We start from the raw sequence: 12,302 nt of genomic DNA on the forward strand, positions 1-12,302 counted from the left end.
TTCCTGACAATCCCCCGGCATTCCGCTTCGGAATATCTCCATGCAAAATGCCGGGGGATTGTCTTTGAAAGCAGTGGAGGAACACGAAGAACAGCGTGGATGGTTAACGGATAAGTCATGTGTTCTATAGCGGCTGTAAGCCACCGATAGGAACAGGCTGGGTGATACGAAACGATCGTGAATGATCAAAAATTTCTATTTTTTGTTTGCGGAAAGAGATTGACATAGTGACTTGTTGGTCATATAATGTGACCAACAAGTCACTTTTTTTGATATAGGAGGCGAAAGTATTGCCGAAAAGAACCTTTCACCGTCTTGACGACGATAAGAAAGAAAGAGTCATCCGGGCCGCAATTGAAGAATTTCAGGCTCGCGGCTTTGAAAATGCAAAAATAGAAGCGATCGCCCGAGGCGCGGGAGTCGCCAAAGGCAGCATCTATCAATATTTCGACGATAAAAAAGAGCTGTTTCTGTACTGCGTCACATGGGCCTTGGAATATTTCATGAAAGCAATCGACAGGCAGACTCCGCTTCAGGATATGGACGTATATGACTATTTCCTCTCCGGCAGCCGGGAGCGTTTTGAACTGCTGAAGCAGGAGCCGTTGCTTGTTGCGTTTTCCATGGAGATTTACACGGGTAAATTCGGCAGCCTGGCGCTGGAGGCAAGCCGAGAATTGTCCCGGATCGGTGAGGAATATGAACTCAGGCTGATTGCCAACGGAAAAAGAAAGGGAACGGTCCGCGATGATCTGGATGATAAAACCCTTTTGCTGTTTTTTCAGGGGGTAACGGAGAAGTTTGACGCAGAGATCATGGAAAAGGTCAAAAGCGTCAATTACAACCCCACGGAAGAACAGTACTGTGAAATGGAGCACGTACTGAAAAACATGATTTCCTTATTAAAACAGGGGATGGGGAGGAATTGAGAATGTTCATTACAGTGGAAAACCTGAGAAAGAGCTATCAGGCGGGCGAAAACAAAAATGAGGTGCTGGGGGGAATCAGCCTTACGCTGGAAAGGGAGCAAATTGGCGTGATCCTCGGCCCGTCCGGTTCGGGAAAGTCGACGCTGATGAACATCATCGGCGGCGTTGACCGCGCGGACAGCGGCGGCATCCATGTGGATGGTCTCGAGATTACTTCTCTTGACGACGACCGGCTGACGGATTACCGCAGGGATTCGGTCGGCTTCATCTTTCAGTTTTATAACCTCGTTCCCAATCTGACGGTCACGGAAAATATCGAGGTGGTTTCCAATATATCCAAAGCTCCGCTCGACATGAATACCGTGCTGAGCGCGGTTGGGCTTGAGTCGAAAAAGAAGAGCTTCCCCAGGGAACTGTCCGGAGGGGAGCAGCAGCGCGTGGCCATTGCCCGCGCGATCGTGAAAAACCCGAAGCTGCTTTTGTGCGACGAGCCGACCGGCGCGCTGGATTATGAAACGGCCCACGGTGTGCTGTCCCTGTTGCAGCAGGTCAACCGCGACCTTGGCACAACGGTTCTGATGATCACCCATAACACCGCAATCGGCGATATGGCAAATGTGGTATACAAGCTGCGCGGCGGAGAGATCGTAGAAACGATCCGGCATGAGGAAACGGCCCCGGCGGAAAGGATTGAGTGGTAATGGCGCTCTTTAAAAAAGCAATACGCACCATGCTGGAGCATAAGGCGCGCTATATTGGTTCGATGCTGCTGCTCCTGATCAGCAGTATGATGTTTATTACAATGAATCTGACGTCTATGAACCTGGACAATATGTTCCAGAAATTTTCTGAGCAGAACGTGTTGTCCGATGCAGAATTTTCCATCGATGCCGACATCGACGCGGCGGCTTTGGGGCGGCAGTTTGCCGCCAAGGCAGAGAGCGGCGGCACGGCGGACTGTGAAGTAAAGTCGGGCCAGACGCTGCGGGTGTTTTCCGCTATGGATGAGGTGAACATCCCTGCCGTTCAGGAGGGAAAGCTTCCGGGCAGCTCAGAAATCCTGCTTGACCGCCCGTTCGCGCAAACAAACGGATATCAAATCGGGGATAAAATCACCGTTGCGGGCAGGGAGTTTACCGTTTCAGGCTATGCGCTTCTGCCGAATTACATTTATGTGATCCAGTCGAAAGAAGAAATGATGAATGACCCCAGCACCTTCGGCATTGCCGTAGTGGGAAAAGAGGATTTTGAAGCCCTGCCGGGCAAAAACCGGGTTTACGCCATTCGTTTTGATAACAGGGAAAACATCAAAGCTCAGGAAGCCTCGGTAAAGAACGCGCTGCGTTCTCAGGGAATCCAGATCACCAACTGGCAGAGTACCAGCAGGAAGGTTAACGTATCCTATATCCCCATGGAGATCGATGTGCTGTCCACAATGAGCGCCGCCGTACCGCTCGCCATGCTTGCGCTCGCCTGCGTTCTGCTCGGGATGCTGATGTGGCGCACGATCAAAAGCGAATCGGTCATCATCGGGACATTTTACGCCCAGGGCTATCGCAGAAATCAGCTTCGCCGCCACTATCTGACTTTTCCCCTGCTGATCTCCGTCATCGGCTCCGTGATGGGTTCTATAGTGGGGCTGCTGCTGGTAGACAGTGAGATCCGCTTCATGCTGAGCGCTTTTCCCATGCCCGTCCAGAAAACGATCCTGAATCCGTGGCTGGTTGTCTTTGCCGCCGCACTGCCGATCATCATTCTATGCGGCGTTACCTGGTGCATCATCGGCAGAACGCTGAAAACAGCTCCGGCCGTTCTGATGAAAGGCGGAGAGGCAAAGAGCAGGGTCAATTTCCTCGAGCGTGGCCTGCGGCTGGACCGTTTTGGGTTCAGCACGAAATTCAAAATCAGGGAACAGGTTCGCAGCCTGTCCAGAACCTTCTTCCTGCTCTTCGGCGTTGTCGTTGCCACAATGCTCATGCTGTACGGACTGGCGATGAAAAGCTCTGTCGACTATATGCTGCGCGAAGGGATCAGCGAGCTGTACGATTTTAAATACGAATATGTGTTCACGTCGGCAAAAACGGGAGCTCCCCCGGCGGGAACCGAGCAGTTCAACGCCGCGTATGTGAGCTTTGCGGACAATGAAGACGTAAGCTTTTATGTCACCGGGCTTCTGCCCGACACCAAAATGGTTCGGCTGAAGGATGCTTCCGGGCAGTCGTTCCAGCCGGATCAGACCACAATTACGGCAACGCTTGCACAGAAGCTGAATGTGAAGGTCGGCGACAGCGTGATGGTATTCGATACGGAAAACGGGAAGAAACACACGTTCACCATTGAAAAAATGGCCGATACCTATGCGGGCGATTTTCTGTTCCTGCCGCTCGACCGGTTTAACGCGGAATTCGGATACCCCGACGGCGCTTACCTCGGAATCTGGAGCGGCAATGCGATGACCTTCGCCCAGGGTGAGATTCAAAGCACCAAATCCATCGACACTGTTGTCGCGGGGCTCGGCAAGATGATCGACCAGATGGGCCCCATGATTTACGGCCTGATCGCCTCCGCTTTTCTGCTTGGCCTGATTATCCTCTATATTGTAACCGGGTTGGTGGTCGACGAAAGCCGAACGAGCATCTCGCTCATGAAGGTGTTCGGATATCGGAAAAAAGAGATAGGGAGGCTGGTGCTGAACAGCAATACCCTGATTGTTGTTTTAGGGTATCTGCTCGGTGTTCCCGCCCTGCTGGGTACGGCAGGGGCCTTCTTCGGCTCTTTGACGGAAAGCCTGCAGGTCGTACTGCCCGTCAAGCTGAATGCCGTTTATATGCTGTTCGGTTTTATCGTTGTGATGGCGACCTATGAGTTCGCCAAATGGATGTGCAGAAAAAAGGTGGCTCATATTCCGATGAGCGAAGCATTGAAGGCGGGAACGGAATAAAGAGAAGCAAACATCTCGTTTTGTGAAAATGATGTGTGCCGTTGGCCGATGATCCAATGGATTTGCCGCCAACAAGCCTCTTGTGGGATCGACAATAAAATACGTGCAGGGCCTTTCAACCGCAGTCATGCGGTCGAAAGGCCCTTGTCATTTGCGAAAGGGAGAGCTGCCATCTAATCGTAACGGTCAGCAATGCAGGTTGGGATTGCATTTAAAAAGCGCTTTCTCTGCTTTTTATCGGTGAATCGGCGGGTGAGTCGGAAGTTTCGTTTTAACGGCAGAAAAAAACAGGTTTCCATCCCCGGCGTGTGAGGGAAAAAGGAAACCTGTTTTTGATTGGAAAGAAAATGGAACAGCTTCAAATCAGAACTTCTTCGGCAGGAAGCCGATCTTCTTCATGACCTTGCTCAGTGTGCGGGTCGAAATCGTCAGCGCCTGCTGTGCGCCTTCGGTATAGCACTGCTCCAGGTAGGCTTTGTCGGCGATCAGCTTTTCATACCGCTCCTGTACGGGGCGCAGCTCTTCCAACACCGCTTCGGCAACCCGAAGCTTAAAGTCACCGTAGCCCTTGCCCTCAAACTCCGCCTCGATCTGCTCGTTTGTCAGGCCGGTAACGCTGGAGTAAATCCCCATCAGGTTGTTGACGCCGTCCTTGTCGGGGGCAAAGTGAACCCTTGCCTCGCTGTCGGTAATGGCGCGCTTGAATTTGCGCACGATGTCATCCGGCTTATCGAGTACGGCCACATAGGCGTTGGCGTTTTCGTCGGATTTGGACATCTTGCGGGCCGGGTCCTGCAACGACATGATGCGTGCGCCGACCTTCGGGATATACGGTTCCGGCACGGTGAACGTGGGGCTGTACGCGCCGTTAAAGCGCTCGGCGATGTTGCGGGCCAGCTCCAGATGCTGCTTTTGGTCAGCGCCGACCGGCACCAGATTCGACTGGTACAGCAGAATATCGGCCGCCATCAGGCTGGGGTAGGTGAACAGCCCGGCATTGATGTTGTCCGCGTGTTTGGCCGATTTGTCCTTGAACTGCGTCATGCGGGAAAGCTCGCCGAACTGTGTGTAGCAGTTCAGAATCCAGGCCAGCTCCGCGTGGGTGTGAACATGGCTCTGTAAAAAGAACGGATGCTCCTGCGGATTGATCCCGCAGGCCAAAAAGAGGGCGTAAGCCTCCAGCGTGTGGCGGCGAAACGTTGCCGGGTCCTGACGGACGGTGATGGTATGCAGATCAGCCAGCGCGAATACGCAGCGGTAATCCTCCTGCATGGTCACCCAGTTTTTAATGGCACCCAGATAATTGCCCAGCGTAATGGTGCCGCTGGGCTGTACGGCGCTGAAAATAATCTGTTTCGGTTGGGCTTCTGTTTCGATTTCCATATGAGCGGGACTCCTATCTTTTATTTGGTACGCAGCTCTTTGGCGAGCTGGCCCAATATTTCAATGCCTTTTGTCAGCTGCTCGTCGGTGGGAGCGGTGTAATTGATGCGGAACGACTGGCACGGCTGGGTTTCATCCACCAAAAAGGCGTTTCCGGGCACCACACAGACAGTGCGCTCCATCGCCTTGCGGCAGAAATCCATCATGTCGATGTCGTCCGGCAGGCGGCACCACAAAAACAGGCCGCCCTCAATCGGTTCCCAGGTGATGTCCGGGGCCAGGTGACGCTCGGCAAGCTCCAGCAGCAGCTTCGCTTTTTCGCGGTATACCCCGCGGATGCGGTCGAGATGCGCCGCATAATCATAGTTTGTCAAAAATTCCTCGCAGATCAGCTGCGACCAGATATTCGTGTGAACATCCTCACCCTGCTTACAGACGACCATTTTCTGTACGATGGGCTTCGGCGCCAGCGTATAGCCGACGCGCATGCCGGGGGAAATCACCTTGGAGAAGGAACCGGCGTAAATCACAAGGCCGTCTTCATCCAGCGCCTTGATCGGCGCGATCTCTTCGCCCGCAAAGCGCAGGTCGCCGTATGGGTTATCCTCCAGAATCAGCACGCCGTATTGTTTGGCCAGCGCGTAAACGCCGCGGCGCTTCTCGGCGCTCATCGTAATGCCGGAGGGATTCTGGAAATTCGGAATGGTATAAATAAATTTAGCCGTTGGCTCTTCGCGCAGGGCCCGTTCCAGCTCGGCAAGGTCGATGCCGTCGGATTCCATCGGAACGCCGCGCAGGCGCACCTGATAGGAACGGAAGGAATTCAGCGAGCCGATGAAGCTCGGCGCTTCGCAGATAACGACGTCGCCCGCGTTGCACAGAGATTTTGTTGCCAGATCCATCACCTGCTGCGCACCCGAGGTGATCAGCAGATCATCAAAATCGCGTCCCGCACCGTGCTTTTCTTTCATATACTCAGTGAGCGTACGGCGCAGCGGAGGATACCCTTCGGTTACATTATATTGTAAGGCGTCGATCGGACGCTGCCGAAAAATCTGCGAAGAAATCTCCCCGATTTCTGTTGCGGGGAACGCTTCCGGCGCGGGATTCCCGACAGAAAGGGATATCATTCCGGGCGCAGTGGCCGATTTCAGGATTTCGCGGATGGCGGAGGGCTTCAGGGTTTGCACCCGGTCTGAAAATAAATACTCCATGGCAAAACGACCTTTCCGGCTAAAATCTTTGCAAATATTCTAACACAAATTGGAAAAAGAATCAATTCTGCTCACTTGGACAAAACTACGGCAATTTTTGCCAAAATAAAACAGCGCGTTATGACAATTCTGGATATATACGCTATGTATAATAGAAGGACAAGCTTAAATGAAAATGGTGGTGCGGAAAAGATGAAAGAAAAAGCTGTTGTACGGCAGAGACTGACGGTTGGGGAATTGCTGGAAACGCCGGTCGCGAGAAAAATCATGGTACAGGCCGCCTGTTTTGCTGTTGGATTTGCCTGCTCGCGGGCGATCGTATTTGGCCGGTATGCTCCATTCGGGGTGGCGGCGATTGCGGCGGTTCCATTTGGCGGCATGTGGGGAATGGTGCTGGGCGTTCTGCTCGGTTATCTTCTGCCGTCGAGCACGTTGTTCCCGGTTCGGTATGTTGCCGCTCTTCTGGCTGCGGCTGCCATTCGGTGGACGCTCAATGATCTGGTCAAGCTGCGGATGCATCCGTTTTTCGCTCCGCTGATCTCTTTTGCCCCGGTTCTGATGACGGGGCTGGCCATGGCTTTGGTCAACGGTACGGATGCCGCGGGCATTGCGATGTATGTTGCTGAATCGATGCTGGCAGCCGGCGCTTCGTATTTTCTGGTAAGGGCGGGCACGCTGCTGCTCAAGGGGACAGGCCTGAACGCGATGAAAAGTCAGGATCTGGCCTGCGTGACGCTTTCGGCGGGAATTTTGATTTTGGCGTTTTCGAGCATCACACTTGGCGGACTTTCGCTGGGGCATGTACTGGCTGTGCTGGGGATTCTGCTGGCGGCGCGCTACGGCGGTGTGACCGGGGGCAGCGTCACCGGAATCGGCGCTGGCGTGATTTTAAGCCTTTCCACCGCTGGGGTCAGCTATCTTTCCGGCGCGTATGCGCTCGGCGGACTGATGGCGGGCGTATTTTCTCCGCTGGGAAGACTCGTTTCCGCGTGTGCCTTTGTCATCTCGAACGCTGTGGCGTCCCTGCAGGTCGGCAGCCGCGAATCGGTCCTGACCGGTCTGTACGAGGTGATGGCCGCGAGCGTGATCTATATGATCTGGCCCAAGGATGTCGGCAGCCGGCTTTCCGCTGTGTTTGCCCGGCCGGCGGACTTGTTACATAGCGAGGGGCTGCGGCGCTCCGTGATCATGAAGCTCGATTATGCCGCGCAGGCTCTCGAAGGCATTTCGGATTCCGTGGAAGAGGTGTCCCGCAGGCTCGATAAGTTCAGCGCGCCGGACATCAACGCCGTTTACAACCGGGTTATCGACAACACCTGCGTCCGGTGCGGACTGCGCGTTTACTGCTGGGAACGCAACTATGATGAAACGATGCGCGCGTTCGGCACTCTCACACAGATTCTGCGGAAAAGCGGGAAAATCACAAAAGACGATTTCCCGAAGCAGTTTACCGACCACTGCAGTCATACGACTGAGATCGTCGAGAACATTAACCGCCAGTACGCGGAGTTTTTGACCCGCGAGGCGGCGGAGCGGCGTGTCGCACAGATTCGCGGCGTTGTGGCCGATCAGTTCGATACCACCTCGCAGATGCTGAAAAACATGGCCGAAGAACTGGAGCTGTTTGAGCGGTTCGATTTTACCGCCGCCCAGCGCGTCAGCGATGTGATGACCCAGAACGGCATCATTCCCATCGATGTCAGCTGCCGTGTAGACCGCTACGACCGTATGACGATCGAGGCCGAAGCCGCGCAGGTAGACAAGTCCCGCCTGAACAAGGCGGATTTGACCCGGCAGATTTCACAGGTGTGCGGCCGTACCTTTGAAATGCCCTGCATCAGCTCGGCGCAGGGGAAATGCAGAATGCAGATGAGCGAGCGCCCCGTGTACCGCGTGCAGAGCGGATTTTTCCAGCATGTCAGCGGGAACGGCCAGCTCTGCGGCGACAGCCAGGAGCTTTTCCCGGACGGGAACGGACGCCAGATCGCGATCATCAGCGACGGCATGGGTACCGGCGGCCGGGCGGCGGTGGACGGCGCCATGGCGGCGGGGATCATGGCCAAGCTCATCAAGGCCGGGATCGGCTTTGACTGCGCGTTGAAAATCGTAAACTCGGCGCTTCTGGCCAAATCGGGCGACGAATCTCTCGCTACGCTCGATGTAGCCGCTGTCGATCTGTTTAATGGAAAAGTAGAACTCATGAAAGCGGGAGCGACAGTCAGCGTTCTGCGCAGGGACGGCAGAGCCGTTATCATTGATACGCCCTCACTGCCGGTGGGAATTCTGACCGAAGCAAAGTTCGCCAAAGAAACCGTTCGGCTTTCTTCGGGTGATCTGCTGGTGCTGTTCTCAGACGGCGTGGTGGCCTCCGGCGACGACTGGGTGCGGGAGATGGTGACCGAATGGAAGGGCACTGTGCCGCAGGAGCTGGCTGAGCAGATCGTATCTCAGGCGATCAAGCGCCGCAACGACGGGCATGACGACGATATCACCGTGCTGGTTCTCTCTTTGAATGAACTGAAAAAAGAACTCTGATCAATTCTTCTTCTTTGGAAGTGTGCGTATACATAAGCAGTTTCATCCTCCAAATATGGCAGTGGAGCTCCGCCTGATCTCTCGGGATCAAACGGAGCTCCACGCTTTTTTTACAGACCATCGAAGCATTGCGCAACAGCACTGGTCTTACAATTTTGTTTCTTGCATTGCCGTGTGCCCGCAGGGCAGCGGAACTTCTGCAATGTTTCGTTACATACAATGAAGTATGCTCCTATATTAGGATTGCCGCCTTGGCAAGATTTTTGCCGGCCTAAAAGTTTTGATGGGCTGTATACCTAATAGTAAGGTTAGGGGATTTATTCCGAGAGATCCTTCAGATCATACGGAGTCTGCTGATAGACATAATAGTTCAGCCAGTTCTGAAACAGCAGGCTGGCTCCGCTTCTCCAGGTGAGCGCCGGTGTTTGGGCCGGGTCATCGTCCGGGAAATAATGCTCCGGCAGGTCAGGGCCGATTCCTTTGTCCAAATCACGGTAGTATTCGTTCGACAGCGTCTCCCGGTCATATTCCGCGTGGCCCGTCACAAAAAATTGTCGCCCGTTCTTGTTCGCGATAATGTGCGCGCCCGCTTCGTCGGAATCAGAAAGGATCACCAGCTCGTCGTGCTTCTCAATATCCTCTCGGCGAACCTCCGTGTTGCGGGAGTGCGGCGCGAAGTACACGTCGTCAAATCCGCGGATCAGCGGGTGCATGGGTGTCAGCACACGGTGTTTGAAAATTCCGGAAAGTTTTTTGGGCAAGGTATATTTTGGAATTTGATAAAAATAATATAACGAAGCCTGAGCTCCCCAGCAGATGGTCAGGAGCGAATACACGTTTTTTCGGCTCCAGGCAAAAATCTCGCAGAGCTCATTCCAATAATCCACATCTTCAAAGTCCATCAGTTCCACCGGCGCGCCGGTAATAATCATTCCGTCGAATTTATCATCTTTCAGTTCGTCGAATGTTTTATAAAAGGTATCGATGTGCGTGTAAGAGGTGTTTTTGGAAAAGTGGCTTGCCATATGCATCAGTTCAACATCCACCTGCAGAGGAGAGTTACCCAGCAACCGCAGCAGCTGAGTCTCGGTTTCAATCTTGGTCGGCATCAGGTTCAGGATCACGATTTTCAGCGGGCGAATATCCTGAGACATGGCGCGCTCATGAGTCATTACGAAAATGTTCTCGGATTCCAAGACTTCAATGGCCGGCAGTGATGTTTGAACTTTAATTGGCATAGCAAAAGCCTCCTTTTGTTAGGGTGTTTTCCATTATAGCAAATCAACTCCGATAGTTCAAGAATCGTACTCAAAGGGGGAGTTTCAAAAAGAATTGAAAAAAAGTGAAAAAAACAGTTGACTTTGTTTTGTGGGCGTGGTATTATAGCTAAGCCGTCGAGAGACGGGGGCGAAAATTCGATAAGATGAACGAAAGTTTTCAGATTCGAAAACGCCGGTTCGTCAGTAATGACGAAAAGAAAGTCGAAAAACGAAAAGAAATGCTTGACAGGCGAAATTCGCTGTGATATAATACGAAGCATCTCTTCCGAAAATTCGACAGAGACAGGACCTTGAAAATTAAACAACGAGAAAGACAAGAAGGAACCCGTAATTTTTGAGAGAAAGCTTCTTGGAAACGAGAAGTGAGTACTTCCGGATAAGAGTTCTCAGAACTCTATAAAAACTGAGAAACGCGAAAGCGTACTAATTGAGCAGATAAAATGCTCTAAAATTTAGATTAGACCGGCTTTGGCCGTTTTAATACAATATTTTAGAGAGTTTGATCCTGGCTCAGGACGAACGCTGGCGGCATGCCTAACACATGCAAGTCGAACGGAGTAAGAGAGAAGCTTGCTTAGCTCTTACCTAGTGGCGGACGGGTGAGTAACGCGTGAGTAACCTGCCTTTCAGAGGGGGATAACGTTCTGAAAAGAACGCTAATACCGCATGATATATTGGGGTCGCATGGCCTTGGTATCAAAGGAGCAATCCGCTGAAAGATGGACTCGCGTCCGATTAGCCAGTTGGCGGGGTAAAGGCCCACCAAAGCGACGATCGGTAGCCGGGTTGAGAGACTGAACGGCCACATTGGGACTGAGACACGGCCCAGACTCCTACGGGAGGCAGCAGTGGGGGATATTGCACAATGGAGGAAACTCTGATGCAGCAATGCCGCGTGAGGGAAGACGGTCTTCGGATTGTAAACCTCTGTCCTTGGTGAAGATAATGACGGTAGCCAAGGAGGAAGCTCCGGCTAACTACGTGCCAGCAGCCGCGGTAATACGTAGGGAGCAAGCGTTGTCCGGATTTACTGGGTGTAAAGGGTGCGTAGGCGGCTTTTTAAGTCGGGCGTGAAAGCTGTGGGCTTAACCCACAAATTGCGTTCGAAACTGGAAGGCTTGAGTGAAGTAGAGGTAGGCGGAATTCCCGGTGTAGCGGTGAAATGCGTAGAGATCGGGAGGAACACCAGTGGCGAAGGCGGCCTACTGGGCTTTAACTGACGCTGAGGCACGAAAGCATGGGTAGCAAACAGGATTAGATACCCTGGTAGTCCATGCCGTAAACGATGATTACTAGGTGTGGGGGGTCTGACCCCTTCCGTGCCGGAGTTAACACAATAAGTAATCCACCTGGGGAGTACGGCCGCAAGGTTGAAACTCAAAGGAATTGACGGGGGCCCGCACAAGCAGTGGAGTATGTGGTTTAATTCGAAGCAACGCGAAGAACCTTACCAGGTCTTGACATCCAACTAACGAGGCAGAGATGCATTAGGTGCCCTTCGGGGAAAGTTGAGACAGGTGGTGCATGGTTGTCGTCAGCTCGTGTCGTGAGATGTTGGGTTAAGTCCCGCAACGAGCGCAACCCTTGTGATTAGTTGCTACGCAAGAGCACTCTAATCAGACTGCCGTTGACAAAACGGAGGAAGGTGGGGACGACGTCAAATCATCATGCCCCTTATGACCTGGGCTACACACGTACTACAATGGTCGCTAACAGAGGGAAGCCAAGCCGCGAGGTGGAGCAAACCCCCAAAAGCGATCTCAGTTCGGATTGTAGGCTGCAACCCGCCTACATGAAGTTGGAATTGCTAGTAATCGCGGATCAGCATGCCGCGGTGAATACGTTCCCGGGCCTTGTACACACCGCCCGTCACACCATGGGAGCCGGTAATACCCGAAGCCAATAGTCTAACCGCAAGGGGGACGTTGTCGAAGGTAGGATTGGCGACTGGGGTGAAGTCGTAACAAGGTAGCCGTATCGGAAGGTGCGGCTGGATCACCTCCTTTCTATGGAGACTTGA

Annotated in this window: 7 protein-coding genes and 1 rRNA gene; 5 read left to right on the forward strand and 3 right to left on the reverse strand. The window is 53.1% G+C overall.

Features of this window, described 5'->3' with window-relative positions; translation table 11 throughout:
- Nucleotides 1-290 precede the first annotated feature (290 nt).
- From HMPREF1141_RS05655 to HMPREF1141_RS05665, 3 genes are read left to right on the forward strand one after another with little or no spacing between them, the layout of a single operon-like run.
- Entirely contained in the window at nucleotides 291-929 is a 639-nt protein-coding gene (locus HMPREF1141_RS05655; RefSeq protein ID WP_009061976.1) for a TetR/AcrR family transcriptional regulator, read from the forward strand.
- A 2-nt stretch (nucleotides 930-931) separates the two neighbouring features.
- Nucleotides 932-1,630, forward strand: a complete 699-nt coding sequence (locus HMPREF1141_RS05660; protein WP_009061967.1) for an ABC transporter ATP-binding protein — start codon at nucleotides 932-934, stop codon at nucleotides 1,628-1,630.
- On the forward strand, nucleotides 1,630-3,870 hold the full coding sequence (locus HMPREF1141_RS05665; protein ID WP_009062001.1) for an ABC transporter permease: 2,241 nt from the start codon (nucleotides 1,630-1,632) through the stop codon (nucleotides 3,868-3,870). The genes HMPREF1141_RS05660 and HMPREF1141_RS05665 overlap by 1 nt, the downstream gene beginning before the upstream one ends.
- Before the next feature lie 363 nt (nucleotides 3,871-4,233).
- On the opposite strand, the gene trpS is transcribed toward HMPREF1141_RS05665, so the two are convergent.
- Both trpS and HMPREF1141_RS05680 read right to left on the reverse strand, forming a co-directional pair.
- Complete coding sequence (gene trpS, locus HMPREF1141_RS05675; protein ID WP_009061999.1) at nucleotides 4,234-5,253, reverse strand: tryptophan--tRNA ligase; 1,020 nt, start codon at nucleotides 5,251-5,253, stop codon at nucleotides 4,234-4,236.
- Nucleotides 5,254-5,273: 20 nt separating this feature from the next.
- Nucleotides 5,274-6,467 carry a PLP-dependent aminotransferase family protein gene (locus HMPREF1141_RS05680; protein ID WP_009061969.1) on the reverse strand — a complete coding sequence of 398 codons (1,194 nt, stop codon included), beginning with the start codon at nucleotides 6,465-6,467 and terminating at the stop codon, nucleotides 5,274-5,276.
- Between the two features lie 192 nt (nucleotides 6,468-6,659).
- Here HMPREF1141_RS05680 and HMPREF1141_RS05685 point away from each other — a divergent pair, with 192 nt between their 5' ends.
- Nucleotides 6,660-9,002: a SpoIIE family protein phosphatase gene (locus HMPREF1141_RS05685; protein ID WP_009061989.1), complete on the forward strand. Its 2,343-nt coding sequence runs from the start codon at nucleotides 6,660-6,662 to the stop codon at nucleotides 9,000-9,002.
- Nucleotides 9,003-9,319: 317 nt separating this feature from the next.
- Here HMPREF1141_RS05685 and metA read toward each other — a convergent pair whose 3' ends face one another.
- Nucleotides 9,320-10,240, reverse strand: coding sequence for a homoserine O-succinyltransferase (gene metA / locus HMPREF1141_RS05690; protein ID WP_009061962.1), 921 nt, complete (start codon nucleotides 10,238-10,240; stop codon nucleotides 9,320-9,322).
- A gap of 529 nt (nucleotides 10,241-10,769) precedes the next feature.
- Between metA and HMPREF1141_RS05695 the strand changes: the two genes are divergently transcribed.
- Nucleotides 10,770-12,288, forward strand: a 16S ribosomal RNA gene (locus HMPREF1141_RS05695).
- Nucleotides 12,289-12,302: the final 14 nt, after the last annotated feature.

The sequence above is a fragment of the Clostridium sp. MSTE9 genome (assembly GCF_000277625.1).
GTDB classification, from domain to species: domain Bacteria; phylum Bacillota; class Clostridia; order Oscillospirales; family Acutalibacteraceae; genus Faecalispora; species Faecalispora jeddahensis.